Consider the following 26,125-nt stretch of genomic DNA (forward strand, 5'->3'; position numbering starts at 1 on the left):
AAAAGAATAAACGCGTGTATTAAAGGTTAATCAAAATGTGAACAATATGGGGGTTCGGTAATACATCAGGTGCATCTAATGACTAAACCCTGTAACCTCCCTACGTTTTATTATTTTAAAGGGACTTTAAATGGCTAATTCAATTTATTTGACATTGCAAGGGACTAAGCAAGGTTTAATATCCGCAGGTTGTGGCTCATTAGATTCTATTGGGAATCAGTATCAGTCAATGCATCAAGATCAAATTTTTGTTTACTCCTTACAACACATGATATCTCGCGCTCAAAACTCCAATCATCATCCGATAGTTTTTAGAAAACCGATCGACAAATCATCGCCTTTGCTGGGATTATCTATTTCCGAGAACGAGAGTCTTCACTGTACTTTCGATTTTTATCGAACAAATAACGCGGGTTCTCAGGAGAAGTATTACACCATCGAATTGACTAATGCGGCACTAACAAATATCCATGTTGATTATCCTCACTCACTGACCCATGCAGGTATGCAACCGGAAGAACATGTATCAGTTCGCTATGAAAGTATTATCTGGCAGCATCATGTTGCCGGTACATCAGCATATAGCATTTGGAATGACCGCGTTTTATAAGGATTATCTTGTGGATGAGATTAATACCATATCCAACAAAATCGTAGCGTCCTTTGAACCTGATGGTGTCCCTGAAAGCATATGGGCTGGGGTTATGTCAGTCCCGCAGGATATCTATTATCTGACGCGTGGCGTTATGGATACAGAACACCGAAGCCAAAATTCCAATCACTTTCACCGGTTGGCAACTTTTATAAAAAATGGAGATATTGATAGTGCAATAGTAAGACTGGTTGAAACAATTGCCAGAGACTTTATCGATAGGCTTCCCGAAGATAAAAAAGACGCGCTGTTAAATAGCATTTATGCGAAAGTTGGCTCCCGCTTTGGTACAACAACTACACTCATGTATTTGTTAACTTCACGAATGAATAGATCAATAGCAATGCACCCTAAATTAAAAGCATCTTTGGGTATTTTTCGGGGCGCGGCGATAAACTCCATATTGACCGCAGGTGCATTGGCAAACCACTCAGCTTATGACTCCAGAGAGCTGAGAGAACAAAACCCAAGATTATATTGGCGTTTACGTTCTATGGGCGAACTGGACATATTGTATTTTTTAATTAAAGATTCAGTGTCTGGCTATGTGGAGGCCAGCGGTATGCAAGAGCAGGGACGAGATGATGAATACAGGAGGATAATAGATAATGTCATCAACCAACTCAACGGTTAAAAAAATCTTAGTCGGTTTTCTATATTATCTTTCTTATATGGCGGCAAATACCGTTGCTATGATCGCAATAGTATTGATGGTTACATCATTTTTCTATTTTGAACATTGGTATGTCGCCATATTAGCTTGCGTGGGTATTTTTGCGGTTTACCACTTTATATTGTATTTATTCCCGCAAAGACCAGATTAATAACTACTTCGCAATATGCCCCAACGCCAGATCCCCAATCCACTCTACATCGCCGTCGGTTAGCCCTAGCAACTGGCGGCGTTCATATTTTACCGTTGGCCCGTTGCGGCTGATTTTATCCCGCAGGCCGTAGTGATGGACTCTGACCATATGATTAACCTGCCCGCTAAAGGTCACTGCCGCCTCGTCCGCCGTGGCTTCGGTTTTCATAAAACGGGCGGTGCGCAAGCGGGTAAACATTTTGCGCTTAATCCGCCCCCGTTTGTCGCGGCGTTTTTTCTTACGCGGTAAGAACGGTGAGCCGTCCGGGTTCTGCTGGGCCTGAATATGCTGTTGCTGTTTTTCCCGCAGTTGTTTGGCAACCTGGCGGGTAAACCGGGTGCGCCCCTGTGGGGAAAGTTGAGCCAGTAAAATAGACAGCGTGTTATCCAGCTCATGAAAATCACTCATCGTGCCCACTCCGCGACCTTTTCGCCCTGAATATAAATCTGGTAACTATCCAGCAACGCATAAGGCTCTGGCGGTTCATCCAGATGGGTGACGTTTAACGCGCCGTTTTCTTCTTTGACTATCACCCGCTCGGTGAGTTTCAACTCAATGCTGATATCCCTGACAGTTTTATCAATAAAATCAATCTCGAAGGTAAAACCGTCCTGACGCTTATCCTGGCTGGCCATCATGCCCGGTTGGTGTTTGCGCAGCCAGTGTAAGATCGTCACCATCAGCAAATCCATGTCATGGCCATAATCAGTCATCACCAGATTAAGGGTGTAGCGATATTCAAAAGACAGCGACGGGGCCAGCGTGGAAACAATCGCTCCGCGATCGATAAACACATGCAGGCAGTCGGGGTTTTGTCTGACGTAGGCGCTGGCTTTCATCACCGCGTCCCGCAGGGAGTCAGGTTTTAGCATGTTATTGCTCCAGTTTACGTAAAGGTTTCAGGCAAATAGTGCGAATATAGCCCTGTAAACCGGCTATTTGCTGGTCGGCGGTGGCGATGCGTTGCCGGAGATCGAAATAATGCCGTTCAGCGGCGTCAGTAAGTCGGGGCCGGGCAGCATCAGCCACGCTGGGGGCGCGGGCGGTTCGCTGGCTATCGGGCAAGGGACAGGCGGTGTTAAACTGCAAGCGCTGAGTACCAGCGGCCACAGCACGGCGCAAATCGTCAATGGTGGCTTGGGCATGAGCCAGTTCCTCGGTGTGTTGTTTATCCAGTGCGGCGACCTGTTGTTGTTGTTGCCGCTGTCTGGCAATGGCGCGATTGGCCGTTTTCAGCGCTTGCTGGTTTTGGCGGGCGCTATCACGCCAGCTTTCGGCTTGCCGCTGGTAGTGTCGGGCCGTCAGAGCTGAACCACCCAATGCCAGCAATAACACCAGGCCAATCAACAATGTTAATCGGTTAGGCATAGTTCGCGCTCCGCTTCCCGCCGCTCCGGCTGACCGGCGCAGTTATTCGCCCGGATACGGCAATCTTTGCCACCGTCAAAAATCCATTTGCTGATTTCGTGACAGGCACCCACGCGATCCCCGGCATTCATCTTGCGGAAAAAGGTCGAATGACGGCATTTTCCGATACCAATGTTGTAGGCGCAAAAGCTGGCCACTCCGGCTTTTTGCGGATCACTGAGCGGCACCGTGATGTAGCGTTCGACCAACGCCAGTGCTTTCTGAGCTTCAGCCAGATTAAAACGGTCACACTGCGCAGCGGTCAATGTCATCCCCATCACAACCGGCTTTCCGTCGATAACCGTCAACCCCCGGCAAATCGTGGGTGATCCGCTGCCATCCCGGTAAGCATTCAGGCGGTTGCCTTCTTTCTCATCCAGAAACTGAGAGAAAATCACCACCGAACTGGCTCCGGCCAGGATCAGCCCCTGAACGGCTTTACTCAGTCGGCTCATGATTGGCTCCCTGAATAAGCTGTTGTCGTTTGATTTCATAGATTGCTTGCTGGCGTATATCTTCCCGCCGCTTGTAATAACGGTTAGTCAGATAAGTGCCGACGCCCAGCAAAATACCGATAAAGGTGGCCCAGTCTTGCAGCGTCCAGGCACCAAATAAGGTCAGCACCCAGGCGGCCAGAAAAGAGGCCCATGACGTGTGTTTATCCACTGTTTTCTCCCTGGGCGCGGCGCTAATCCCAAAGTTGTAAAAGTTGTGAGGTCGCCGCTGGCGTGATATCCGGCATCGTGACCGGGTAGCCGTGGGGCAAAATCGGCCCTCTGTCTGCCAATCCCGGATTCGCGGCTAACACCTGCTCGGTGACACCGGCAGTCCGCCCGTAATAGCGCCAACACAGGGCGTCTACCGTGTCATTTTGCTGAGCCAGAATGCGCATCAGATCAATTCGCAGGTCATACGATTGATAGCCTGAATATCGTTAATCGCCCAGGCCGCATCACGGCGCAGCGCATCAATGGTGGTTTCCAGTGAATCGGCCCGTTTACTGCCGGAGCCGGTGGCGTCGATACTGCGAAAACGCTCGGTTAAACTGGCCTGCATCAGGCAATACACCGCTCGGCGGTAAAGTTGGACATTGACGCTTTCCCCGTCTAACTGGCTGGCCGGAACGGTCGTCAGGCTAAAATAACCCTGTTTCTGCCGGGCGCGTTGCCAGTCAGCCAAACGCCGATTCGTTTCGTGGATGGCAAAACGTGCAGCCTCAATCACTCGCGGCTGGCTCAAAGTGCCGTCCTGTCGCATATCATCCCGGTATTTGTTCAGGTCGATATCCGGCCAGAACTCGGTGTTTTTAATCATCGTCTGGCCGCTATCACTGACGGGGGATTTATCCCTGTCCGGGCTGGGCTGGAGCACAACGTTCATTGTGATGTTCTCAAGTAAGTGGGCGGTGGACGGCAACCTTGTCAGAGTAAAAATATTCTGACTCGGCTACCGTGCCGCCCCCGCCGTGGCGTTTGGGTTACGCAGCCTGGATCAGTTTCTCAAGCTGCTTGATGTCTGTTTTTACGCCGCTGTTTTCATCCAGCCGTAGCGCTTCGTTCAGGTTTGCCAGGGCGAGTACGTTGTCCCCGTCCTGCCGCAAGGCGTAGCCGACAAACTTATGCAGCCGGGCTTTCACCGCATCGGGCATATCCCGCCCGGTTAATAGTTCCCGCGCCCGCATCAGTTGGGCGGTATCCAGCGGCGCTTTATCGGTCAGGTCACGTTGTGCTGCGGTTGTCAGCAGCTCGGCCACCAGACAGGCGGTGGTGCGGCTGAAATCTTCCGGCGTCACCAAATCATGGCGTAAGGCGTATTCAGCAATATCCAGCCCGCTGGCAATATCGCCCACGTCCATATGCCAAATCAGCATGCGCATTAACACCGCGTCCTGTCCGCCATGACCTTTCGCCAGCACACCGGCGACCCACGGTTGATAGGTCGGCAACATGCGCCGCTTCACCTCGGCTTTACCCAGATGAGACTCCACCTTGTGAAGCTGGCCCATATCCTGCCGCAGCTTGAACAGCAGCAGATCGTAAGTGCTGGCGTGGTTCAGGCTGGCGGCTTCGCTCAACGAATCAGACTGTTGAGCCGCCACAAATAGCCGGTGCCGACGGGCGGGGTTGGTCATGATGGATTACTCCCCCGTTGGTGCGTCTGGAATGACCGGCGCGGAGAAATCACCGAGCTGAATGTTTTCAATCAGCGCAACACAGCCGAAATCTTCAATCACATAGGCTTCATTGACCGATTCGAAGTTTTCCACCCGGTCACGTTTCGGGTTGTCGATAATGGCGCGGCGGCGGGTGCCGTCTTGCCAGTAAATAGACAGGTTATCCAAACGGGTGATCAGAATGGTGTCGGGCGGGAAGTGTGGTGCGCGCACAGCCGGTAAACCGCCAATACGTTTCTGACTGATAATCAGGTCTGCGGCCATCGTTTCGCTGTTGGGCTGGATCTGGTTAACGATCGGGAAATACTTGTCGGCCAGCAGGGAACGGCCGCAAATAGCCACCAGTTCGGTGTCGTCCTGGAACCAGCTTTCAACCAGCTCATTGACGGCTGACATCACCAGCGCATCCATGTTGTTATAGTCACCGCCTTTACCGATGCGGATTTTAGCCGATACCACTTTGCCGTCCTCATCCACAATTTTATCCATCACATGCTCCGGCGCATCTTCCCGGACGGCCTGCAACCAGCCACGGTTAACGTCTTGCAATAAGGGATTTTCGGTTGGATCTGAGGTTTTCGCTCGCGCTTTGCCGTTAAAGCCGATCATGATGCGGTCGAGTGCCTGGCGTTTAACGATAGAGTCGCGGATACGGATTTGGAAGTCGGGGAACTTGGCCCACATATCCAGCTTGGCGTAAGGCAAGGCGGTATCAAAGTTAGTCTGGCCGCACTTGTAGCCATTGCTATCAAGACTGGTTGGATCGGTCGGTTCACGCTCTTTTTCATGGGTATTGGTGGTGCTGGCAATCGGGCGCTCAATACCTAAACCGATTTTATCGCCTTCCTTTTCATCCACCGGATAAACGTTGATTTTGGACAGAAAGGTGCTGCTTTCCTGTTGTTTGGTTTCCAGCTTCTGCGCCACCGAAGGCTCAACGGTAAATTTGGCCTCGACGTCAGTCACATCACTCAACGCATTCAGAGCAGCCACTTGCTGGACGAACTGCTTATATTTACTGCGGGTCGTATTTTTCATGGGAAATTAACTCCTTAACAATCGGTCAGCAGGGCGTTTTCGTTACCCGTCGCCGCAGGTCGCTGGCTAAATTGGCGATCGGTTTTGCCGAGTTGGGTTTTCAGTTCGGTCAGTGCCTGTTGGGTGGCGGCATGGTCAGCTTTCAACGCGGTGAAAGCGGTTTCCAGTGTGCTCAACGCCGTGAGTTTTTCTTCCAGTTGCTGCGCCACTAATTCCACCGCCTGATGCACATCACTGAAGCGAGCGTCATCCGTGGTCTGTTTTTTGGTGAACATGGCTTTGATTTGGCTAAACAGCGCCGGTTTCTGCTCGGTTTCAGTCTCGAATTCCAGCGTGATTTCATCGGCCACGCTGAAAATGGCGTCGGCCTGGCTTTTACGTGAAGCCAACGGGTTATTGGCGCTTTGGGCGCAGAAGGTCAGGATTTCCGCCCCCAGTGACGCCGGGGTATCGGTAAAGGCGATGCCGGTCAGATAGGCTTTGCCGGTGTCTGCGAATTTCTCCACGTACTCAATGCTGGAGTACACCTTCTGGCGGGACTCGCGCAGCTTGACCAAATCGTCCGTCGCATCCACTTGCACCAGTAGCGCCAATTTGCCCTTAAGTGGGCCGTCTTTGATTTCTTCATATTTGGCGGCGGTAATATCGCCGTAAGCGCGGAATGGGCTGTCGGGCAGCACACTTTTAATGTGCTCCAGATTGGCGCGGGCGCCGCGAAACGTCGGGTTATAGCTTTCAGCCATTTCAACAATGTGCTGACGGGGAATAAGGCGCCCGTCGCTGGTTGCACCCTCGACAACGGCGCGGAAAAACTTGGATTTAGGCATGGCATGAATTCCGGTTTGGGATGGTATGGCCTTATGTTGGCAACCGGCGTCAAACGGAACAATGAAGCGCTGTTGTGTCAGGGCTGGCACAAGGCGTAATACGAGATGGAGGCGTAGCGGATAGGTAGCCTTGCGGCATGAAAGGTTACTGCACAGGCAGATTGAATATGGATAGTGTCACTATCAATGCCGATTTAGATCCCCGCCGTCAAGCCAAGTATCTGTACTGGCAAGGGCTGAGGATTGCCCGCATTGCGGAGATGATCGGTGAGAAGGCTGTCACGGTACACAGTTGGAAGCGCCGCGACAAGTGGGACGATTACGGCCCATTGGATCAGATGCAACTGACCACGGCAGCGGAGTATTGCCGATTGGTCATGAAGCCGGTGAAAGAGGCAAAAGACTACAAAGAAATCGACTTGTTGGCGCGTCAGGCCGAACGGCACGCCCGTATCGGTAAATATAACAACGGTGGCAATGAGGCGGTGCTCAATCCCAATCTTGAAAACCGTAACAGTGGGCCACGCAAGGCAGCGGAAAAGAACAGCTTTAGCCCGGAGCAGGCCAGCAAGCTGAAAGATATTTTTCTTGAATCCATGTTTGACTATCAGCGTGGCTGGTATCAGGCCGGTTTATCGAAAGAGTTTCGTATCCGCAACCTGCTCAAATCCCGCCAGATTGGGGCAACCTACTTCTTCGCCTGGGAAGCCTTGCTGGATGCCATCGAAACCGGCCGCAATCAGATGTTTGTTTCCGCCTCCAAAGCCCAGGCGCACCAATTTAAAAACTACATCGTAGCCGCCGCCCGTCAGGTAGAGGTAGACCTGCGCGGGGAAGTGATTATTTTGCCTAACGGAGCAGAAATGCACTTCTTAGGCACCAACTCCAGCACCGCCCAGGGGCGTCCGGGCAATCTGTATCTGGATGAGTATTTTTGGATACCCGGCTTCAGTAAATTGCGCCGCGCCGCTTCCGGTATGGCTTCACAGAAGAAATACCGCTCGACCTATTTCTCCACGCCCTCCACCACCACTCACGAAGCCTATAAATTCTGGAATGGCACCCTGTTTAACAAAGGGAAAGCCCGAGACCGGCAGCGGGAAATTGACGTGACCTATTCCCGCCTCGCCGGGGGCAAGCTGTGTGAGGATAAACAGTACCGGCAGATCGTCAATATTGAAGACGCCGAACGCGGCGGCTGCAATCTGTTTGATATTGATGAGCTACGTAATGAAAACAGTGATGAAGATTTTGACAACCTGTTCATGTGCAACTTTATCGACGATACCGCCTCGGTATTTTCCATGCAGGAAATGCAGCGCTGCATGGTGGATAGCTGGGAAGTGTGGAAAGACGTAGGTTTGTTATCCCTGCGCCCCTTTGGTGAGCGTCCGGTATGGATTGGTTACGACCCGGCCAGCACCGGCGACAGTGCCGGGTGCGCGGTAGTTGCGCCGCCATTGGTGCCGGGCGGTAAATTCCGCGTACTGGAGCGCCACCAGTGGAAAGGAATGGATTTCGCGGTGCAGGCGGCCAATATCAAGGCGCTGACCGATCGCTATAACGTGACCTATATCGGCATTGATGATACCGGACTGGGCCGATCCGTCACCCAGCTAGTGCGCCAGTTCTTCCCGGCGGTTCGCGCCATTCACTACAGCGTCGAGATGAAAACCGACCTGATTTATAAAGCCAAAAACGTCATTACCACCGGGCGGCTGGAGTTTGACGCCGGTTGTCTGGATATCGCTACCGCTTTTATGTCTGTGCGCAAAGCCATGACACCCAGCGGCAGGCAGGCCACCTATGTGACCGATCGGGCTGAAGGCACCAGCCACGGCGATGTAGCCTGGGCCATTATGCACACTCTGTTTAATGAACCCCTCGAAGGGATTAACGGTAATAACACCAGTATCATGGAGATATTTTAATGCGTCAGCGCAACCGCAATAAGCAATCAGGGCAAGCTACTGCCGCACGAGGACAGAACGACGGCCAGCGAGCCGAGGCGTTTACTTTTGGCGATCCCATTCCGATGCTGGATCAGCGGGATATTCTGGATTATCTGGAATGTTCGCAGGTCGATCGCTGGTACGAGCCGCCGGTGTCTTTTAATGGTCTGGCGAAATCTTTCCGCGCCGCCGTTCACCACAGTTCGCCTATCTACATGAAGCGCAATGTGCTGGTTAGTCTGTTTGAGCCGCACCCGCTGTTATCCAAACAGGATTTTAGCCGCTACGCGCTGGATTTTTTGGTGTTTGCCAATTCATTTTTGGAAGCCCGCTATAACCGGCTGGGCGGATTAATGAAACTCACACCCAGCCCAGCTAAATACACCCGCCGGGGTCTGGACACTGACACTTATTGGTATGTGCAATCCTGGACGGAACCGTACCAGTTTGAGCCGGGTCATGTGTTTCATCTGCTTGACCCGGATATTAATCAGGAAATTTACGGCGTGCCGGAATATCTGGCCTCGTTAAATTCGACCTGGCTTAATGAGGCCGCCACCTTATTCCGCCGCAAATATTATCTGAACGGCAGTCACGCCGGTTTTATTCTGTATATGAACGATGCCGCCCATAAACAGGAGGATATCGACAAGCTGCGCAACGCCCTGAAAGAATCCAAAGGGCCGGGAAACTTCCGCAATCTGTTTATGTATGCGCCTGCCGGTAAAAAAGACGGTTTGCAGGTTATCCCACTCGCCGAAGTCGCGGCCAAAGACGAATTTATGAATATTAAAAACGTCACCCGCGACGACCAGCTCGCCGCCCAGCGTGTGCCACCGCAGCTCATGGGTATCCTCCCCAACAATACCGGCGGATTCGGCGACGTAGAAAAAGCCGCGCGGGTATTTGCCATCAACGAACTGGCTCCGCTACAGGAGCGGCTCAGTGAACTCAATGAGTGGGTTGGGGAGGAGGTGATAAGGTTTAGGCCTTATGAGTTGTTGGTTTAACTATTTCCAGTAGGATTACTATCACCATGTGGGGCTGGTTCTATAGGTGTGAATAAAATAGAACTGGCTTTGCTGTTTTTATTAAAATGCTCAACAAATTCCTTGCAGTTATGTATGCAAACAAATGACGCCACACATCTAAAAACAAACAACATGCTTAGCCCCATAATACATATGTTTATTATAATTTTTAGCAGATTAAGTATATGTTCTGAGGATTTCAGGTTAATTCCAGAGACACTGGGCATTGTATTTTCAGTAATATCAAGAAACAAGAAGCCCCACAATGAAACAAGTGATAAATAACATATAAACAATAGTGCTTGCCATAAGATTCTTTTTATAAAACTATCAAATTTCTTTGCGAATCTGGCGACGCCTAAGTCATCTATATAACAAGTATTGACGAAGCGCTTACTATTTTCAAATAGAAATATAGAGTACCCAGAGTTATTCGAGCGTAATAGAAGATCTATCTCTCGGTAGCCAACATTCATACATTTAGTTTTATAGAAAAATACTCTTTCAACTAAATATCTGCTTCCGTGACTTTTATTTTTATAAGCATTAATCAAATCCTCATCAAACTTATACTTGTCTCGAAAAATGCTACGGCGGTATGCAAGGAAAGAAACTAAAGTTGTTAATAATACCCCAATGAAACTATATGTATAATCTGGCATGACTTAAAGCTCACTTATATTCAACGTGATATATTTACAATATGCAATCATTCAATATTTAACTATATTGTGATTGCTATAAATCCTTCGGTGACCAATAATTTATAGATAAGTCACAACACATTTTATATTCCTATCGTGACATGTCACAAGCCTCTTGATTTTGTTTTTGTGCCGTGTCACGATTTTAAAAGAGCAAGCCGCAACGGTCAGCGTAGGATTAACTGATAATTGCTCAAATCATTACCCAAATACCCCACAACAACACTGCAAGCCTATAGCGCAACAATCCGCATAACTCTATTCACTACCCAATCACCCTGAAAACCACACCAGGCAAGGCCTCCCCTCACTTTTCGAAATGCATAAAAAGCGAATTTTTAGTCATGCAAAGCGGGGGCGAGGGGGTGACGCGGAAAGAGGGCTTGCCGCTGTACTTTCATATCCGCAATGCCCGCAGAAATACCCACCAGAAAGCCAGTGCTTACCACCGCCTTCTCTGCATCAAAACGACACGATCCGACGGACAACAAAAAAGTGCCTGACAGCGTGGGCTGTAGGCGCTCTGGTGGCTGGCTTTCTTGCGGTCAATTTATCTCACCACATGTACGCCATTCATTTTTATGCATATTCATTCATTTTGATAGCCAGCTAACTCCCTTCGTGCTATCGTAAAAGCATCCGCGCTACAGGCTGGATAACATCAGATGTTTATACCCCTTTGTCTGCCAACATTCCGAATCGCCCTGCAAGCAACACCCGTCTTTCTCGCCCGGTAAAGTATCCCCGCAGCGCTTACAACTACTTTTCTTCAGTTCGGCCAGTTGCTTGTGCAATAGCTTATTGTCCTGGCGAATCAAGCCAATCAGATATTCGGTAATGTCGTAAGGCTGGCGAGCTATGCGGCGCTGCTCGCATCCCTCCAGCAGCATAGCCAACTCCTGCGCATCCAAACGCAGGGTAACGGTAGTTATTCCTAACGCTTTATCGCGCAGACGCTGTGCGCGTTTGCGGTCGCTTGCTGTAGTCATTTTTTCTATCCTTTCACAACACGAAAGCCGACTAAGAGCGAATTATCATCATAATCCGCCCCTACCACGCCACCCTCAACCAGCGCATTAATAACGCCGATCATGCCGACTCGTATCACCCCATCTATTTTGCCGCACATAGCCGTACTGTCAGTGGCGAATCGGTTGGAGCAAGCCACACGAATAGCCGCCAAGGTTGTAATAGCATCTGGATCAAGAATTAATAATTCGTTAAGAATATCAACAGCTTTATTTGCATTAATCATTTTCAATCTCCACGTTATAACAAATAATCATCCTGGTGCACTGCCATTAACTCCGACAGAATAGCCAGGCGTTCGGATGCAGGTACTCATTAGGTGTTCAACACCAATGGATTTATCTATATCGGATAACTAACCATCACCCAGCCACCGGCCCAAACCACACCGGTTTATCTTGGTTATCTTCTGCCTCTACGGTTTCCAACTTACGTTTATGCTCACCAACCAAGCGGATAACCAGCGGCACCTGTTGCTCGCGTAGCCGCTCAAATCTGGCTTTAATATCCGTCGCCGAAGTCGTCAAATTGCGAACGACATACAGTGCGCCGTCCGTTCTCGCCCGATAAGTCGTACCTTCAACCGTAACCGATGCTCCTTTTGCTATGGATTTCAGCATGTTGTTATCCAGAGCAATACCGATGGAATCAGCGAAATCTTTGATTAAAAACTCTTTCTCGCCCAGATCTGCGGCCAGCATCAATTCGCCCTGGCTCGGCTGGCGGGGTTTAGTGGGCTTTTTCCGAGGTTTTGCGGCTTCGCAGCGTATCCGATTAAGCATTTGCCGCCGCTCTTTAGCCGTTAATGCATCAAAATCGATGTTTTCAGGCGGTGGCGGCGGCTCAATGACCACCGGTGGTGTGGTCATTTTTTGTACCCCCGTACAGTTATTGACAGAACTCCGAGAGGGCGCGGGCGCGCCCTTAACGTCAACAGCCAAATCAACGGCGCGGGCGGAGACAATCGTCCAGACAGTTGTACGCGTGATGATGGGGGTGTCTCTGCCAACGATGGGCGAAAACAATCCCTTGATGCGGATCACATTTTCAAAATAGCCGTTAGTCGCTTCGGTGACTTCGTAATAGGTACGCACAATCAAATCATCGCGGCGAACGAATGGCCCACCTTGGGCATTAACATACCCGGCCCAATTACCGTTATCAGCCGCATCATGGGCGGCGGCAAACTCAACGCTCAACCCCACAGCCTGATCGTGATCGGCCATTCGGCGTAATTCGCGGTAAACCGTCACCGGCGCACCACCGATAAATTGAAACTGGCGGATACGCCAACGACTTGCCCAGGCAGATACCGCCGGAGCAACTTCTTTTAGCAACTTGCCGGTATCGTCATCGATTTCACCGTCCAGCGCGTAGCCGTCGATATTCTTCGAAATATATTTCGCGATATAACCGGTCGCGCTACCCTTCTCTGGATCGATAGCTTCGGCATGAAAACGGGCCTTTCGGGTTTTTTCGCTATTCAGCTCGTCGATATTTTCCTCATGAGCATGATTGCGGAAAATCACCCGAGCCTGTTCGATATGCTCCGGGCGCATAAACAGCAACATATGCCAGTGCGGTGTGCCATCGTGATGAGGTTCAGCCACGCGAATACCAAACACGCGAATATCTTCCCGATGCAATTTTGCCCTTACCCGGCTCCATACCCCGCGCAAATAACGTTGGGTTCTGGCTGGGCTTGCACCATTCCACTTACGGTTACGGTGACCGTCCTTATTGGTGGCATGAAATTTAGAAGGTGCAGTCAGAGTGTAAAATTCCCCTGCGTAGCCCAACTCTTCACAAATATTTTCAAATCCGCGAATACGAACCATTAGCTCACAGCGGCGAATTGCCGGGTTAGCCACACTGTGATCGTATTTCTCGATCAGGGAAAAACGATTCCCTTGCTCGTCCTCCAGTTCCATTGATTTAAGAAACTCTCGGGTACGCCGCTTCTGCTCCCGCCAATCCCCAACGGTGGCAGTACTGGCATAAGGCGTGGTTTTTTTACTGACATTGCCGAGGGCAATATGTAAATGCTCTTTCCACATATCTGCATGGCGGCGCAATCGGCGCTTCCACCAATCCTCGGATATCATGCGAGCCACAAATGAAGTCAGGTTTTTTACGTTCAGTTTCCAGCGCGCCGTTAGATAGATTTCCCAACCGGGAGGCGTCTGCTTAAAAGCCTGAGTCATTGCTGCGGCACGACGATAAAGGGCAAAAACCACCGTAAAATCAGACTTGCCGTCAACTTCATCATTTATCACGCCTAACTCACGGCGTAATTGCAGAGAAATATCTTTCGCCAGCAAATCAATATCCGCCCGACCGGCATCCGGTAGATGGCTAAAACGGGTAGCAAGTGGGGCTGTGTCGTTAGCTTCGGCAGATATTTGATATTGATCACGAACCAGATCCAGACGTGGCAATACGCGCTCAACAAAGTTTTTCGTTAAGTGCGTATTGGCTCGGCGGATGCCCTGGTTTTGCTCCAGTTTATTGAGGTGCAAACGGATGCCGCGCTGAACAATATGCGGCTGTTTAGCAAGGAGATCTTGGGCATGAATTAATGCCGCCCGTTGTTGGTCTGTCTGCTCCTGGTTTTGGGGCTGTAAATAAACCGGCCCACCAATTGCAGGGCGCGGAGCATTCCAGGGATAGGCCCACTCAAATGGCACTACGCCGCTACATGGAAAAGGTAACGGCGGTGTAGGTGCAATGCGGCCGCGTGAGTCTCGGCTCAATCCACGGCCTCCAGCGTAGCAATAATCTCCTGCACTTTCTGACGGCCATCGCCTTTGCAACTGATAGAGCGCGGCGCGGTAATACTGTGGACGGCGAAAAGAGCGTAAAGCTCGGCAGCGCGGGGAGTGTCGCTATTGGAAACCACCACCTTGCAACCGTTATCAGCGGTATTTACCAGCGCCAAAGCTAGGCGGCGCTGATCGTCATCGGTAAAACCATCAGTGTGATAGTGGGTAAAATCGGCCGTTTTAGACGTTGGGATATACGGTGGATCGCAATAAACCACATCGCCTGGGACTGTCATATTTAGCGTCTCGGAAAAGTCGCAGCATAGGAACGTGGCGTTCTTGGCCTTTTCTGCAAAGAAACGGATCTCAGCTTCGGGGAAGTAAGGCGCTTTATATTTACCGTAAGGAACATTAAAACCGCCGCTTTGGTTATAGCGGCACATACCATTAAAACAATGGCGATTGAGATACAGAAATATTACCGCTCTGCTGAGTGCGTCACTGTTGCCGGTATTAAAAACATTGCGGAATTCATAATATTGCTCGGCGGTGTTAGCCGTCATAAACAAGGACGAGGCCAGGTTGATTAGCTCGCTCGGTTCTCGTTTGGCGATGTTGTAAAAGTTAATCAGGTCAGCATTAATATCCGTTATCAAATATTCGTCATAATCCGTATTCAGCATGACCGAACAGGAACCGGCGAACGGCTCAACCAGCCGCTTACCAGCAGGTAAATGCTGGCGCAGGGTTTCCATAATACGGGCCTTGGAACCGGCCCATTTAAGCGGGGAGCGATTTAATTGCATTGAGCACCGCCCGCCATAGCACGAATAATACCCAACGTGGTTTTACAGTCGGAAAGCGCACGATGAGCAGTACCCTCAATAACAACGCCTTGCTGTTTGGCGGCGTTACCCAGTCTCTGCCATTTGTATTTATTTCTCTTCTTATCCCTTTCGCCGAAATATTCGGCATAAGCTTCCATGACGCATTCAGCTTCAAGAATATATTTCTTACCTAAAAACTGACAATTATTAGCTGCCGCCGTTTGAAAAATTAAACGGGTGTCAAATAGCGCATTATAAATAAGTAGGGTACGGTCATTGGTCAGCACCATAAATTGCCAATGAATATCACGCCATGTCGGGGCGGCTGCAACCATTTCATTCGTGATCCCATGAATGGCGGTGGCCTCGGCGGGGATAGTTTTTATTGGCTTAACAAGCGTATCCAGCAGGATCTTACCGGTACAATCAATAATAGTTATTTCTACTATTTCAGCATCATCCCCTAGCCCTGTAGTCTCTGTATCTAGAATAAGACAGTTATTTTTTAGCCACTTTTTGGCTCGATGCTGTGCGCCTAATTTACACAGTCTATTACCCAGCCCCTTAATCCATTGACGGATGGCGCGGAAAAGTGCTTTAAATGAATCGCGAGCACCCATGATTTTTTGAACTGATTTAATGTCATTTTTCATTATTTATTTCCACTCAAGATAGCTGCATTGGCGTTACAAGAAGAGAGGTTGTCAGGAAGAGCAAAAGACAGCATTACCAACCCCTGAATTGCAAAATCAGCTTCGGTAATATCGGTGGTCAACACCTTAATTTCACGCCCTGTAAATTCATCCGCTCCGCCATCCCATTCCTTTAACAGCAAATAATCACCAACACGGAAACCCCGGTCATCTATTCGTAGTTCCGCTTTTTTCTTTCCTTCGATAACTGCATGGAAATATTCGGGCAATATTTTCAATTCATGCGTTCTTGGCGCGTAGGTATATGCGGTCACCGCCTCCTGAAATGCCGTTGCAGTGCGTATTGCTTCTTTGCGTCCAGACTCTGTTTTATTTATTGCTTTAAGCGCGTTAGCGGTTGTGCCGAATAAACCAGCGGTAACGATGTTTTTACCTGCATCAGTACCCGCAATCGCAAAAATCAATGAATCCCATAGCGGTTCAAATGCTGAATGGAAATACTCCAAATACCCAACGCGCTGATTTAACTGCTTTATCTTCTGTTGCTGACTGCTTTCAATACAGCTAAGGCGCTCTATTTCTGATGCGGCAGAGGTTAAGTGGCCTATAGCGTGTTTTGCCATAGCAGATAACAACGGATGCAACTCATGAGGAAATGATTGAATTGCATTGATTACGCAGGTAATTCCTTTAATTGAATCGATGGTTTTGGTATTAGTCATAATTTCAGCCTCGTTTTTAGGTAATAAAAAGCCCGACGCAATAAAGCGCCTGTAAATTTCAGGTGTTAATCAGGTTCGATTTAAATCAGGTAATAGGATCGCAATCTATATAAGTGATTCTTTCCGGTAATAAACTGGCTGACGCTCGCCAGCGGTTTAAGGCATCGACAATATTTCTTTGTTCGTCTGGTCGTAAATCTGAAAATTTATTGTTATGTCTGGCTCTCTCTATGCCTGCCAGATAATAAATAGCACCTTTCATCTTCGGGTCTGTCTCACCCATTTCAGTAATAAGCGCGGGAATAAGCCCTTTATGTTTTGGATTAGGGAATAAGCACCAAATTTCAGCAGTATGTTTAAGGCCGTTCTGACGTTCTTCTAATGTCAGCGGTAAAGCCCGTACCTGTTCGGTGTTAGCCATAACCAATCCTTACGTGAAAATACCCATTAAACGAGCAAACCAACGGCGCTTTGCTCCGGGCTTGGCAATAAATGGTGTGCGGCAACCTTTAACGAACTGCATTTCGCTGGCTTTGGGTTGTGACTTCGATGGGTTTTGGTATAACACCGCAATTACACTGAGTGACCAGCAATTCCAACGCCTGAGCGCTAGTTTGGTCTCCAGATGATTGTGCGGTACTTAACAGCCCCTCCAAGCCGACACTCAGGCGAAAGGCGTAATCATTAAGCGAAAACATTCGCACCTCGTCGGCAACAGCGGAAGCGATACGCAGGTTTTCGGCCTTGAAGTGGTATTGCTGCAACAACTCATTGATCAATATGAAATAGGCTTGCTTCATTTCTTATCCTTTAAAGTTGCTGGTACGTTTTGCGTTCGGTTTCTTTTTTGTTGATTATGCGGCTACGGTGATCGTGAATAACCGCACGGGCTGAAAGAAAGGCAATCCAAACGAGTGCTGCCAATAAGGCTATTGCTCCGCTGGTTAATTCGGCTAATTGGCCGGGCATGTCTCGACCTCATCGTTAAATGGTTGCGGGGCAATGCCGGACGTTTTGAATTCTTGCAGGGCCGCACTGAGCTGATGAAAAGCGTTTAATTCAGAGCCGCATAACTGCCAGGCTATCGTTGTGATCATGGTTAATCCTGCAATGGCATTACAGGTGATAACTTCTTTTTCACGTGCACGAAGATGAGGATTAAACGAGAAAGCTTCGCCTTTATCTGATGCACAGAGATTTAACTCAGCTATTTCAGCCGTGTAGGTTCGTAATATGGCGTTAGCCACCGGTAAGCAAATGGATTTCATGCTGCGGCTCCCGTTGTGCGTTGGCTATACAACCAGTCAATGTATTGAGTCGCCAGAGATTGTGAGTAGAAATAGCCAAACGACTGATCGCCCAACAGCACCTCATGCCGCGCAATTGGGTTAATTGCCGTACTGCGGCGATAAGCGAGCACAAACGAGCGATAACCTTTTGAGTTTTTGCTGATTGGGATTATGGCGTAGCTCATATTGGCTCTCCCAGCCCTAACCACATCAACCACCCGTCACGAATTTCTTTAGGACGGCTATCAAAAGCTAACTTCATTCCCTTGTTCCAGGCTGGCAAATAAACCCATGATTCGGCGCGTGCTGCAGGGTTCTCTGGGTTTTTCATTTCCACGACGGGCAACTTACCTTTCTCAATCATACCCTTCACCGCTTCCGGTGATTTGCCGATCAATCGAGCAAATTCCGGGTAACTAATGGCATCTGACATGCTTACGATTTCTTTGCTCATCTGCTAACCTCTACGATTGTGCAATTAATTGCTTATAGTTGCTTTTAGTTGCCTATGGTGGCGACAAGTACGCCTTACGATAGTGCCAATATTATACGATGGTATAAACATGTCAATAGACGTATCAGAGAAAGTAAAGCTAATTAGAGAGTCAGAAAGGATAAACAGAAAAGAATTCAGTGAGTTAACTGGTGTTAACTATGCGACTTTGTCTAGCTATGAAAATGGTGCTAAGGGAATGAGCTTAGAAATGACAATGAGGATCTTGAATCATCCCCGATTTAAAAAATACACACTCTGGTTTATGACCGATCAGATTGCCCCTGAATCCGGGCAAATTGCACCGGCTCTCGCACACTATGGGCGAGACAGCGAAACCTCTCCGCAATCGGAAAATGGGGCTGGCTAACTCTTTATAAGATATTCATTTTCGAAGATAAATTTCAAAACGACTACTACATCGGGGAGTTTTCTTATGTCGATTAAGAAGCTCGATGATGGTCAATATATTGTGGACATTAGGCCGGCTGGTCGCGACGGAAAGCGGATTAGGCGGACATTCAGTAAAAAGCACGAAGCACTGGCGTTTGAGAAATATGTGGTTGTTAATTACCACGAAAAGGATTGGCTATCTAAACCTGCAGATAAGCGGCCTCTTTCAGAACTGACTGCATTGTGGTGGCTATATCATGGTCAGAGCATGGATTATGGGAAGAAATATAAAGCCCAGTTGGCAAAGGTCGCCAAGATTATGGCCGATCCCTGCGCTTTTCAGATTGATAAAAGCGCCATTGCCAAATACCGAGCGATAAGACTTGCGGAGGGCGTAAAGGCATCCAGCGTTAACAGAGATTTGATTGTTTTGGGAGGAATGTTTACTGCGCTGATTAATGCGGGGATGTATCACGGCGAACATCCTTTGAGAGGGATCGGTAAATTAAAAGCCAAGCAAACAGCAATGGCCTTCCTATCGCAGGGGGAAATTGCGTTATTGCTCGACCGACTGAATGAAGATAATCGTCGGATTGCTGTTTTATGTCTGAGTACTGGGGCGCGCTGGGGAGAGGCTACGCGCTTGAGGGCGGAGCATGTAGTAAATAATCGAGTGACGTTTGTTGAGACGAAAAATGGCAAATCACGCTCTGTTCCTATATCGCAGGACGTAGCTGACAATCTGATTTCAAAAAAATCAGGCTTGCTGTTCGGCGAAGCGGCATACCCGATCTTTTGCCAAGAACTCCGGTCAGTGAAGGTAGACTTGCCGCACGGCCAGGCAACGCATGTTTTACGTCATACCTTTGCGACACATTTTATGATGAATGGCGGGAACATTATTACGCTACAGCGAATATTAGGTCACTCGACAATTCAGCAGACAATGGCATATGCGCATTTTTCACCCGACTACTTGCAGGATGCTATTTCGTTCAATCCATTAAGAGGAAAAGCAACGATTTAGTGTCCACGGATTGTCCACACTTGGGTCGCTTTTAGATGCTTTTAGAGGCTTGTAGTGCTGGCTAAATGATTGATTCCCCGTACCACACCAGTGGGACGGGGATATCATAAGGCTCCTACAGGAGCCTTTAAGCAAATACAAACGGAACGCTATTACAGTACGTCGACCGCGTTCAGTTCTTTGAATGCCAGTTCCAGACGAGTAATCATTGAAGTCTGGGCAGCACGGAGCCATACGCGTGGATCGTAGTATTTCTTGTTAGGTTTGTCTGCGCCTTCTGGGTTACCCAGCTGAGCTTGCAGATAGCCTTCGTTCTTTTTGTAATACTGCAGGATACCGTCCCATGTTGCCCACTGGGTATCGGTATCGATGTTCATTTTCACTACGCCGTAGCTGACCGCTTCTTTGATTTCTTCTGCAGTAGAACCTGAACCGCCGTGGAATACGAAGTCCAGGCTGTTGTGTGGCAGGCCATGTTTTTTAGAAACATAATCCTGAGAATCACGCAGAATAGTTGGGGTCAGTTTAACGTTGCCTGGCTTGTAAACACCGTGAACGTTGCCGAAAGAGGCAGCGATGGTGAAGCGTGGGCTGATTGCGTTCAGTTTTTCGTAAGCGTAATCAACGTCTTCTGGCTGAGTGTACAGAGCAGAAGCATCCATGTGACTGTTGTCCACACCGTCTTCTTCACCGCCGGTACAACCCAGTTCGATTTCCAGAGTCATACCGATTTTCGCCATGCGAGTCAGGTATTTGCTACAGATTTCGATGTTTTCTTCCAGAGACTCTTCAGACAGGTCGATCATATGAGAAGAGAACAGTGGTTTGCCGGTAGCCGCGAAGTGTTTCTCACCCGCGTCCAATAGGCCGTCTAACCATGGCAGCAATTTCTTGGCACAGTGGTCGGTATGCAGAATCACAGGAACGCCGTAATGCTCAGCCATCTGATGTACATGGTGTGCACCAGAGATTGCGCCCAGAATTGCAGCACCTTGTGGAACATCAGTTTTCACGCCTTTACCCGCGATGAACGCAGCGCCGCCGTTAGAGAACTGAACGATAACTGGTGCACGCACTTTCGCCGCTGTTTCCAGCACGGCGTTAATGGAGTCAGTACCCACGCAGTTTACTGCTGGCAGAGCAAAGTTGTTTTCTTTAGCTACTGCGAACACTTTCTGCACGTCATCACCTGTGATGACACCTGGTTTTACGAAATCAAAAATTTTAGACATGTTACGTTGTCCTGTTTCGTCGGCCGAAGATAAATGGAATCGGTTTCGCTGATTAACCTGTCGGCGGCTACCGACAGCAGCGAAATAGCGAAACGGGCGGCTTTCGCCCCCCGTCATCTAAATTACTGCTTAGCGCGCTCTTCCAGCATCACTACTGCTGGCAGTTTTTTGCCCTCCACGAATTCGAGGAATGCACCACCGCCGGTAGAGATGTAAGAGATTTGGTCAGCAATACCGAACAGATCGATTGCTGCCAGAGTGTCGCCACCGCCAGCGATAGAGAATGCTTCGCTCTCAGCGATGGCGCGAGCCACGATCTCGGTTCCTTTACGGAAGTTAGGGAACTCGAACACGCCAACCGGACCATTCCACAGAATGGTTTTGGCGTTTTTCAGAATCTCGGCCAGACGTTCAGCGGACACGTCGCCCAGATCCAGGATTTGTTCATCGTCTTTGATTTCAGTTGCTGGTTTCAGCGTCGCGGTCGCAGTTTCAGAGAACTCGGTCGCTACGCGTACATCGGTAGGAACCGGGATATTGCAGGTTTCCAACAGACGTTTGGCTTCTGGGATCAAATCAGCTTCGTACAGGGATTTACCTACGTTGTTGCCTTGAGCAGCCACGAAGGTGTTCGCGATACCGCCACCCACAATCAGCTGGTCAGCAATTTTAGACAGCGCGCCCAATACAGTCAGTTTGGTAGAAACTTTAGAACCGCCAACGATAGCCACCATCGGACGAGCTGGGTTACCCAGCGCTTTACCCAGTGCTTCCAGTTCAGCTGACAGCAGCGGACCGGCACAGGCGATAGGCGCAAATTTACCAACGCCGTGAGTAGAAGCCTGTGCACGGTGAGCGGTGCCGAAGGCATCCATCACGTAAACGTCACACAGGGCGGCGTATTTTTTAGACAGGGTTTCGTCGTCTTTCTTCTCGCCTTTGTTAAAGCGAACGTTTTCCAGAACCACCAGCTCACCGGCAGCCACTTCAACGCCATCCAGGTAATCTTTAGCCAAACGTACCGGAGAAGACAATTTGTCTTTCAGGTAGTTAACTACCGGCAACAGAGAGAACTCTTCGTTGTACTCGCCTTCGGTCGGACGACCCAGGTGAGAGGTAACCATTACTTTAGCGCCTTGCTTCAGCGCCGCTTCGATAGTCGGCAGGGATGCACGGATACGCGCATCGGAAGTCACTTTGCCATCTTTTACCGGAACATTGAGATCCGCACGGATCAGCACGCGTTTGCCAGCTAGATCCAGATCGGTCATCTTAATTACAGACATGGTGAATCCTCTCGTTGATTCTCTTTAAAGTTGCTTATCAGTAGGTCAACTCAGGGTAATCCCTTGAATTAACCCGCCGTATTAGAAACCGCTGTCGGCCATTGCCAATGTCGTATCCAACATTCTATTGGCAAAGCCCCATTCGTTATCGCACCACACCAGAGTCTTAATCAGGTGCTGCCCACTGACCCGTGTTTGGGTGCCATCAACGATAGCACTGTGCGGATCGTGGTTAAAATCGGTCGACACCAATGGTAATTCCGTATAGTCAACTATACCACGAAATGAACCCATTGCCGCCTTTTGCAAAAGCTGGTTGACCTCAGTCACCTTCACCGAACTGCTCACACTGACGCTCAGATCGATCGCCGTTACGTTGATCGTCGGCACTCGCACCGATATCGCTTCAAACCTGTCGCAGAACTTCGGAAAAATACGGGTAATGCCCGCAGCCAGCTTGGTATCAACCGGAATAATCGATTGACTGGCGGCTCGGGTGCGCCGTAAATCCTGATGATAGGCATCAATAACCGGCTGATCGTTCATCGAAGAATGGATGGTAGTGACAGTGCCGGATTCGATGCCGTAAGCCTCGTCCAACAGTTTAATAACGGGAATGATACAGTTGGTAGTGCAAGACGCGTTGGAAACAATCCGATGCTCTGCGCGCAGATCCTGATGGTTTACACCATAGACCACGGTGGCATCCAAATCATGGCTACCCGGATGAGCAAACAGTACCTTTTTGGCACCAGAGGCCAAATGCGCCTCGCCATCTTCTCGGGAACCGTACACGCCGCTGCAATCCAAAACTACATCGACTCCCAGCTCATGCCAAGGTAACTGCGCTATTTCTGGCTGATGTACCAGCCGGATAACATCGTCCCCAACGTAGAGCTTGTCACATTCCTGACGAACATCCCAAGCGAAACGGCCATGGCTGGAATCATATTTAAGCAGATGAGCCATGCCTTCCGCGTTTGCCAGTTCATTAATGGCAACCACTGAAATTTCTGCCCGACGGCCCGACTCATACAGCGCACGCAATACACTACGACCAATACGCCCAAAGCCATTTATCGCTATGCGGATTGTCATGTTACTCCCTGTTTTATGGTTATCTTCATGCAACCCCATAGAGTACTGTAGCACGTGGCCTGATATTCATCGTTTTATCACATTTCAGATAATCATGCTGTCGGCATTATGCAAATTATTCCCGACAGGCCTTGATAATGAATCACAACTGAAACGCTTCAGCCAGAATAAACCAAACGAGGTACAAAGGGAATATCTTGCTGATAAAGGGCACATATCCCCCCTTTTCTGGCGAAAAACAGGCAAAAAAAAGGCCGCAGAAGCGACCTTTTAACATCGATATTACCGAGGGATACCTTCCCTTTTACACCTTGAGAACAGCGTCTGTTATTTCAACAGCGCCTGAGCTTTCGCTACTACGTTCTCAACGGTGAAGCCGAACTCTTTAAACAGCAGATCTGCTGGAGCAGATTCCCCGAAGCTGGTCATACCAACGACAGCGCCGTTCAGGCCGACGTATTTGTACCAGTAATCCGCAATACCGGCTTCTACCGCAACGCGAGCGCTAACCGCCGCTGGCAGGACAGATTCACGGTAAGCCGCGTCTTGCTTATCAAACGCATCGGTAGATGGCATAGAAACAACGCGAACTTTACGGCCTGCGGCAGTCAGTTGATCCGCTGCGGCAACCGCCAGTTCAACTTCAGAACCGGTCGCGATGAAGATAAGTTCAGGCTGACCAGCGCAGTCTTTCAGGATATAACCACCTTTGGCGATGTTAGCCAACTGTGCTGCATCACGCGGCTGCTGAGCCAGGTTTTGACGGGAGAAGATCAGTGCGCTTGGGCCGTCTTTACGCTCCAGAGCGTACTGCCAGGCTACCGCTGACTCGACCTGATCGCATGGACGCCATGTGCTCATGTTTGGCGTTACGCGCAGGCTTGCCATTTGCTCAACCGGCTGATGGGTCGGGCCGTCTTCACCCAGACCGATAGAGTCATGGGTATAAACGAAGATGCTGCGGATTTTCATCAGAGCAGCCATGCGCACTGCGTTACGTGCGTATTCCACGAACATCAGGAAAGTTGCGCCGTAAGGGATAAAGCCGCCGTGCAGAGCAATACCGTTCATGATGGCGGACATACCGAATTCGCGCACACCGTAATGGATGTAGTTACCGGCGATATCATCGTTCAGAGCCTTAGAGCCAGACCACATGGTCAAGTTACTTGGTGCCAGGTCAGCAGAGCCGCCCAGGAACTCAGGTAACACTTTACCGAAAGCTTCAAGCGCATTTTGTGATGCTTTACGGCTAGCGATATTGGCTGGGTTTGCCTGCAATTGCTCGATGAATTTCTTGGATTCAGTTTCCCAGTTAGCTGGCAGCTCACCGCTTACGCGACGTTTGAACTCGGCAGCCAGTTCTGGGTAGGCTTTCTCATAGGCCGCAAACTTCTCGTTCCAGGCAGCCTCTTTCGCTTTGCCCGCCTCTTTAGCATCCCAGGCCGCGTAGATATCTTGTGGAATTTCAAAGGCAGGGTATTTCCAGCCCAGCGCGTCACGAGTTGCAGCCACTTCCGCAGCGCCCAAAGGCGCGCCGTGGGAATCATGGGTGCCCGCTTTGTTTGGTGAACCGAAACCGATAACGGTTTTGCACATCAACAATGAAGGCTTATCGGTAACTTTACGTGCTTCTTCGATTGCCGCTTTGATGGAGTCAGGGTTATGACCGTCTACATGACGAACCACATGCCAGCCGTAAGCTTCGAAACGCGCTGCGGTATCATCGGTGAACCAGCCTTCAACATGACCATCAATGGAGATGCCGTTGTCATCGTAGAATGCAGTCAGTTTGCCCAATTTCATGGTGCCGGCCAGAGAGCACACTTCGTGAGAAATGCCTTCCATCATGCAGCCGTCACCCATAAAGGCGTAGGTGTGGTGGTCAACAATATCGTGACCTGGGCGGTTGAACTGCGCGCCTAGAGTACGTTCGGCAATGGCAAAACCAACGGCGTTAGCAATACCCTGACCCAGAGGGCCGGTCGTGGTTTCTACACCTTCGGTGTAGCCATATTCCGGGTGGCCCGGAGTTTTAGAATGTAACTGACGGAAGTTTTTCAGCTCTTCCATCGGCAAGTCGTAACCGGTGAGGTGCAACAAGCTGTAGATCAACATGGAGCCGTGGCCGTTAGACAGCACAAAGCGGTCGCGGTCAGCCCAGTGTGGGTTAGTTGGATTATGGTTCAGGTAATCACGCCACAGGACTTCGGCAATATCTGCCATACCCATAGGGGCTCCGGGGTGGCCGGAATTCGCTTTCTGCACGGCGTCCATGCTAAGGGCGCGGATCGCGTTGGCAAGCTCTTTACGAGAGGTCATGTTTTACTCCAGGTCGGATTTAAAAAGCGTTCAAGTCTATCATTTTCTCAGACTAGACATTGAAACGGCAATCACTAAAAACAAATGAAGGCAACTTCCATGACGGCACAGCCGAATTTGCTGGATTTTCAGAATAAAGCTATAGCTCTATCGCTGATTGCACGTTACCTTCGCTACCTTCAGGTAGCTATATCAAGCGTCAGTATTGCGAGCTAGGGTAGTGGAAGCCGCACTGATGCAACAGCTATTAATGCAATTGCTGTAATGTAGCAATGAACCCAGATTAATTGAACTGTCTAACTATATTGATTGAAACGTAAAACTATATTGATTGAAACTGAA

32 protein-coding genes are annotated in these 26,125 nt (G+C 49.5%); 6 read left to right on the forward strand and 26 right to left on the reverse strand.

Annotation, left to right across the window (positions count from 1 at the left end; genetic code table 11):
- Positions 1-130: 130 nt before the first annotated feature.
- Both PL78_RS19590 and PL78_RS09240 read left to right on the forward strand, forming a co-directional pair.
- Positions 131-610 (forward strand): Hcp family type VI secretion system effector, encoded by a 480-nt coding sequence (locus tag PL78_RS19590; RefSeq protein ID WP_071889813.1) that lies wholly within the window; start codon positions 131-133, stop codon positions 608-610.
- A gap of 10 nt (positions 611-620) precedes the next feature.
- Entirely contained in the window at positions 621-1,286 is a 666-nt protein-coding gene (locus PL78_RS09240) for a hypothetical protein (protein ID WP_128821872.1), read from the forward strand.
- Positions 1,287-1,479: 193 nt separating this feature from the next.
- Here the strand turns inward: PL78_RS09240 and PL78_RS09245 are convergent, their stop codons facing one another.
- From PL78_RS09245 to PL78_RS09290, 10 genes are all read right to left on the reverse strand, one after another.
- Positions 1,480-1,926: a phage virion morphogenesis protein gene (locus PL78_RS09245; RefSeq protein WP_064514956.1), complete on the reverse strand. Its 447-nt coding sequence runs from the start codon at positions 1,924-1,926 to the stop codon at positions 1,480-1,482.
- The gene (locus PL78_RS09250; RefSeq protein ID WP_064514958.1) at positions 1,923-2,390 is read right to left on the reverse strand and encodes a phage tail protein; all 468 of its coding nucleotides are present in this window, start codon (positions 2,388-2,390) and stop codon (positions 1,923-1,925) included. The genes PL78_RS09245 and PL78_RS09250 overlap by 4 nt, the downstream gene beginning before the upstream one ends.
- Position 2,391: 1 nt before the next feature.
- The gene (locus tag PL78_RS20245; RefSeq protein ID WP_064514960.1) at positions 2,392-2,886 is read right to left on the reverse strand and encodes a lysis protein; all 495 of its coding nucleotides are present in this window, start codon (positions 2,884-2,886) and stop codon (positions 2,392-2,394) included.
- Positions 2,871-3,380 carry a lysozyme gene (locus PL78_RS09260; RefSeq protein WP_064514961.1) on the reverse strand — a complete coding sequence of 170 codons (510 nt, stop codon included), beginning with the start codon at positions 3,378-3,380 and terminating at the stop codon, positions 2,871-2,873. Before PL78_RS09260 ends, PL78_RS20245 begins: the two co-directional genes overlap by 16 nt.
- Complete coding sequence (locus PL78_RS20250) at positions 3,364-3,591, reverse strand: HP1 family phage holin (protein WP_064514963.1); 228 nt, start codon at positions 3,589-3,591, stop codon at positions 3,364-3,366. Before PL78_RS20250 ends, PL78_RS09260 begins: the two co-directional genes overlap by 17 nt.
- A gap of 22 nt (positions 3,592-3,613) precedes the next feature.
- Complete coding sequence (locus PL78_RS09270; RefSeq protein ID WP_064514965.1) at positions 3,614-3,817, reverse strand: tail protein X; 204 nt, start codon at positions 3,815-3,817, stop codon at positions 3,614-3,616.
- The gene (locus PL78_RS09275) at positions 3,817-4,305 is read right to left on the reverse strand and encodes a head completion/stabilization protein (RefSeq protein WP_084414315.1); all 489 of its coding nucleotides are present in this window, start codon (positions 4,303-4,305) and stop codon (positions 3,817-3,819) included. Before PL78_RS09275 ends, PL78_RS09270 begins: the two co-directional genes overlap by 1 nt.
- 97 nt (positions 4,306-4,402) lie before the next feature.
- Positions 4,403-5,056 (reverse strand): phage terminase small subunit, encoded by a 654-nt coding sequence (gene gpM, locus PL78_RS09280; protein WP_064514967.1) that lies wholly within the window; start codon positions 5,054-5,056, stop codon positions 4,403-4,405.
- A gap of 6 nt (positions 5,057-5,062) precedes the next feature.
- On the reverse strand, positions 5,063-6,136 hold the full coding sequence (locus PL78_RS09285) for a phage major capsid protein, P2 family (protein ID WP_064514969.1): 1,074 nt from the start codon (positions 6,134-6,136) through the stop codon (positions 5,063-5,065).
- 14 nt (positions 6,137-6,150) lie between these two features.
- On the reverse strand, positions 6,151-6,963 hold the full coding sequence (locus PL78_RS09290) for a GPO family capsid scaffolding protein (RefSeq protein WP_064514970.1): 813 nt from the start codon (positions 6,961-6,963) through the stop codon (positions 6,151-6,153).
- A 167-nt stretch (positions 6,964-7,130) separates the two neighbouring features.
- Between PL78_RS09290 and PL78_RS09295 the strand changes: the two genes are divergently transcribed.
- Together PL78_RS09295 and PL78_RS09300 are read left to right on the forward strand one after the other, a co-directional pair.
- A complete protein-coding gene (locus PL78_RS09295) occupies positions 7,131-8,894 on the forward strand; it encodes a terminase large subunit domain-containing protein (protein WP_064518358.1) in 1,764 nt (587 codons plus the stop codon).
- On the forward strand, positions 8,894-9,925 hold the full coding sequence (locus PL78_RS09300; RefSeq protein ID WP_064514972.1) for a phage portal protein: 1,032 nt from the start codon (positions 8,894-8,896) through the stop codon (positions 9,923-9,925). Before PL78_RS09295 ends, PL78_RS09300 begins: the two co-directional genes overlap by 1 nt.
- On the opposite strand, the gene PL78_RS09305 is transcribed toward PL78_RS09300, so the two are convergent.
- The 12 genes from PL78_RS09305 to PL78_RS09360 all read right to left on the reverse strand — a co-directional run bounded on the left by PL78_RS09305 (position 9,922) and on the right by PL78_RS09360 (position 18,386).
- Positions 9,922-10,608, reverse strand: coding sequence for a hypothetical protein (locus PL78_RS09305; RefSeq protein WP_064514974.1), 687 nt, complete (start codon positions 10,606-10,608; stop codon positions 9,922-9,924). The two genes, PL78_RS09300 and PL78_RS09305, sit on opposite strands and share 4 nt — an antisense overlap.
- Positions 10,609-11,294: 686 nt before the next feature.
- Positions 11,295-11,639, reverse strand: coding sequence for a hypothetical protein (locus tag PL78_RS09310; protein WP_064514976.1), 345 nt, complete (start codon positions 11,637-11,639; stop codon positions 11,295-11,297).
- A gap of 5 nt (positions 11,640-11,644) precedes the next feature.
- Positions 11,645-11,905: a hypothetical protein gene (locus tag PL78_RS09315; RefSeq protein ID WP_064514978.1), complete on the reverse strand. Its 261-nt coding sequence runs from the start codon at positions 11,903-11,905 to the stop codon at positions 11,645-11,647.
- Between the two features lie 136 nt (positions 11,906-12,041).
- Positions 12,042-14,366 (reverse strand): replication endonuclease, encoded by a 2,325-nt coding sequence (locus PL78_RS09320; RefSeq protein ID WP_084414382.1) that lies wholly within the window; start codon positions 14,364-14,366, stop codon positions 12,042-12,044.
- A 62-nt stretch (positions 14,367-14,428) separates the two neighbouring features.
- Positions 14,429-15,247 carry a DNA adenine methylase gene (locus tag PL78_RS09325; protein WP_064514983.1) on the reverse strand — a complete coding sequence of 273 codons (819 nt, stop codon included), beginning with the start codon at positions 15,245-15,247 and terminating at the stop codon, positions 14,429-14,431.
- Positions 15,238-15,921, reverse strand: coding sequence for a 3'-5' exonuclease (locus PL78_RS09330; RefSeq protein ID WP_084414317.1), 684 nt, complete (start codon positions 15,919-15,921; stop codon positions 15,238-15,240). Before PL78_RS09330 ends, PL78_RS09325 begins: the two co-directional genes overlap by 10 nt.
- The gene (locus PL78_RS09335) at positions 15,921-16,643 is read right to left on the reverse strand and encodes a DUF3850 domain-containing protein (RefSeq protein WP_064514984.1); all 723 of its coding nucleotides are present in this window, start codon (positions 16,641-16,643) and stop codon (positions 15,921-15,923) included. Before PL78_RS09335 ends, PL78_RS09330 begins: the two co-directional genes overlap by 1 nt.
- Before the next feature lie 85 nt (positions 16,644-16,728).
- Positions 16,729-17,064 (reverse strand): DUF5347 family protein, encoded by a 336-nt coding sequence (locus PL78_RS09340; protein WP_064514986.1) that lies wholly within the window; start codon positions 17,062-17,064, stop codon positions 16,729-16,731.
- Positions 17,065-17,152: 88 nt separating this feature from the next.
- The gene (locus PL78_RS09345; RefSeq protein ID WP_064514988.1) at positions 17,153-17,443 is read right to left on the reverse strand and encodes a hypothetical protein; all 291 of its coding nucleotides are present in this window, start codon (positions 17,441-17,443) and stop codon (positions 17,153-17,155) included.
- 153 nt (positions 17,444-17,596) lie between these two features.
- A complete protein-coding gene (locus PL78_RS09350) occupies positions 17,597-17,911 on the reverse strand; it encodes a hypothetical protein (RefSeq protein ID WP_064514989.1) in 315 nt (104 codons plus the stop codon).
- Positions 17,908-18,117: a hypothetical protein gene (locus PL78_RS09355; protein WP_064514991.1), complete on the reverse strand. Its 210-nt coding sequence runs from the start codon at positions 18,115-18,117 to the stop codon at positions 17,908-17,910. Before PL78_RS09355 ends, PL78_RS09350 begins: the two co-directional genes overlap by 4 nt.
- The gene (locus PL78_RS09360; RefSeq protein ID WP_064514993.1) at positions 18,114-18,386 is read right to left on the reverse strand and encodes a Cox family DNA-binding protein; all 273 of its coding nucleotides are present in this window, start codon (positions 18,384-18,386) and stop codon (positions 18,114-18,116) included. The genes PL78_RS09355 and PL78_RS09360 overlap by 4 nt, the downstream gene beginning before the upstream one ends.
- A 109-nt stretch (positions 18,387-18,495) precedes the next feature.
- Between PL78_RS09360 and PL78_RS09365 the strand changes: the two genes are divergently transcribed.
- Positions 18,496-18,795, forward strand: a complete 300-nt coding sequence (locus tag PL78_RS09365; RefSeq protein WP_064514995.1) for a helix-turn-helix transcriptional regulator — start codon at positions 18,496-18,498, stop codon at positions 18,793-18,795.
- 66 nt (positions 18,796-18,861) lie between these two features.
- On the forward strand, positions 18,862-19,845 hold the full coding sequence (locus tag PL78_RS09370) for a phage integrase (RefSeq protein ID WP_064514997.1): 984 nt from the start codon (positions 18,862-18,864) through the stop codon (positions 19,843-19,845).
- A gap of 152 nt (positions 19,846-19,997) precedes the next feature.
- Here PL78_RS09370 and fbaA read toward each other — a convergent pair whose 3' ends face one another.
- The 4 genes from fbaA to tkt form a co-directional block, all read right to left on the reverse strand.
- Entirely contained in the window at positions 19,998-21,077 is a 1,080-nt protein-coding gene (gene fbaA, locus PL78_RS09375) for a class II fructose-bisphosphate aldolase (RefSeq protein WP_064518361.1), read from the reverse strand.
- 122 nt (positions 21,078-21,199) lie between these two features.
- Positions 21,200-22,363, reverse strand: coding sequence for a phosphoglycerate kinase (pgk, locus tag PL78_RS09380; RefSeq protein ID WP_049599683.1), 1,164 nt, complete (start codon positions 22,361-22,363; stop codon positions 21,200-21,202).
- 81 nt (positions 22,364-22,444) lie between these two features.
- Complete coding sequence (epd, locus tag PL78_RS09385; RefSeq protein ID WP_064514999.1) at positions 22,445-23,461, reverse strand: erythrose-4-phosphate dehydrogenase; 1,017 nt, start codon at positions 23,459-23,461, stop codon at positions 22,445-22,447.
- Positions 23,462-23,788: 327 nt separating this feature from the next.
- Positions 23,789-25,783 (reverse strand): transketolase, encoded by a 1,995-nt coding sequence (gene tkt, locus PL78_RS09395; protein WP_064515003.1) that lies wholly within the window; start codon positions 25,781-25,783, stop codon positions 23,789-23,791.
- Between the last annotated feature and the right edge of the window lie 342 nt (positions 25,784-26,125).

It is taken from the genome of Yersinia entomophaga (genome assembly GCF_001656035.1).
GTDB classification, from domain to species: Bacteria; Pseudomonadota; Gammaproteobacteria; order Enterobacterales; family Enterobacteriaceae; genus Yersinia; species Yersinia entomophaga.

Coding starts and splice junctions, on each gene's coding strand:
- PL78_RS19590 (WP_071889813.1), top strand. CDS start 131: ATGGCTAATTCAATTTATTTGACATTGCAAGGGACTAAGCAAGGTTTA.
- PL78_RS09245 (WP_064514956.1), bottom strand. CDS start 1,926: ATGAGTGATTTTCATGAGCTGGATAACACGCTGTCTATTTTACTGGCT.
- PL78_RS09250 (WP_064514958.1), bottom strand. CDS start 2,390: ATGCTAAAACCTGACTCCCTGCGGGACGCGGTGATGAAAGCCAGCGCC.
- PL78_RS20245 (WP_064514960.1), bottom strand. CDS start 2,886: ATGCCTAACCGATTAACATTGTTGATTGGCCTGGTGTTATTGCTGGCA.
- PL78_RS09260 (WP_064514961.1), bottom strand. CDS start 3,380: ATGAGCCGACTGAGTAAAGCCGTTCAGGGGCTGATCCTGGCCGGAGCC.
- PL78_RS09270 (WP_064514965.1), bottom strand. CDS start 3,817: ATGCGCATTCTGGCTCAGCAAAATGACACGGTAGACGCCCTGTGTTGG.
- PL78_RS09275 (WP_084414315.1), bottom strand. CDS start 4,305: ATGAACGTTGTGCTCCAGCCCAGCCCGGACAGGGATAAATCCCCCGTC.
- gpM (WP_064514967.1), bottom strand. CDS start 5,056: ATGACCAACCCCGCCCGTCGGCACCGGCTATTTGTGGCGGCTCAACAG.
- PL78_RS09285 (WP_064514969.1), bottom strand. CDS start 6,136: ATGAAAAATACGACCCGCAGTAAATATAAGCAGTTCGTCCAGCAAGTG.
- PL78_RS09290 (WP_064514970.1), bottom strand. CDS start 6,963: ATGCCTAAATCCAAGTTTTTCCGCGCCGTTGTCGAGGGTGCAACCAGC.
- PL78_RS09295 (WP_064518358.1), top strand. CDS start 7,131: ATGGATAGTGTCACTATCAATGCCGATTTAGATCCCCGCCGTCAAGCC.
- PL78_RS09300 (WP_064514972.1), top strand. CDS start 8,894: ATGCGTCAGCGCAACCGCAATAAGCAATCAGGGCAAGCTACTGCCGCA.
- PL78_RS09305 (WP_064514974.1), bottom strand. CDS start 10,608: ATGCCAGATTATACATATAGTTTCATTGGGGTATTATTAACAACTTTA.
- PL78_RS09310 (WP_064514976.1), bottom strand. CDS start 11,639: ATGACTACAGCAAGCGACCGCAAACGCGCACAGCGTCTGCGCGATAAA.
- PL78_RS09315 (WP_064514978.1), bottom strand. CDS start 11,905: ATGATTAATGCAAATAAAGCTGTTGATATTCTTAACGAATTATTAATT.
- PL78_RS09325 (WP_064514983.1), bottom strand. CDS start 15,247: ATGCAATTAAATCGCTCCCCGCTTAAATGGGCCGGTTCCAAGGCCCGT.
- PL78_RS09330 (WP_084414317.1), bottom strand. CDS start 15,921: ATGAAAAATGACATTAAATCAGTTCAAAAAATCATGGGTGCTCGCGAT.
- PL78_RS09335 (WP_064514984.1), bottom strand. CDS start 16,643: ATGACTAATACCAAAACCATCGATTCAATTAAAGGAATTACCTGCGTA.
- PL78_RS09340 (WP_064514986.1), bottom strand. CDS start 17,064: ATGGCTAACACCGAACAGGTACGGGCTTTACCGCTGACATTAGAAGAA.
- PL78_RS09345 (WP_064514988.1), bottom strand. CDS start 17,443: ATGAAGCAAGCCTATTTCATATTGATCAATGAGTTGTTGCAGCAATAC.
- PL78_RS09350 (WP_064514989.1), bottom strand. CDS start 17,911: ATGAAATCCATTTGCTTACCGGTGGCTAACGCCATATTACGAACCTAC.
- PL78_RS09355 (WP_064514991.1), bottom strand. CDS start 18,117: ATGAGCTACGCCATAATCCCAATCAGCAAAAACTCAAAAGGTTATCGC.
- PL78_RS09360 (WP_064514993.1), bottom strand. CDS start 18,386: ATGAGCAAAGAAATCGTAAGCATGTCAGATGCCATTAGTTACCCGGAA.
- PL78_RS09365 (WP_064514995.1), top strand. CDS start 18,496: ATGTCAATAGACGTATCAGAGAAAGTAAAGCTAATTAGAGAGTCAGAA.
- PL78_RS09370 (WP_064514997.1), top strand. CDS start 18,862: ATGTCGATTAAGAAGCTCGATGATGGTCAATATATTGTGGACATTAGG.
- fbaA (WP_064518361.1), bottom strand. CDS start 21,077: ATGTCTAAAATTTTTGATTTCGTAAAACCAGGTGTCATCACAGGTGAT.
- pgk (WP_049599683.1), bottom strand. CDS start 22,363: ATGTCTGTAATTAAGATGACCGATCTGGATCTAGCTGGCAAACGCGTG.
- epd (WP_064514999.1), bottom strand. CDS start 23,461: ATGACAATCCGCATAGCGATAAATGGCTTTGGGCGTATTGGTCGTAGT.
- tkt (WP_064515003.1), bottom strand. CDS start 25,783: ATGACCTCTCGTAAAGAGCTTGCCAACGCGATCCGCGCCCTTAGCATG.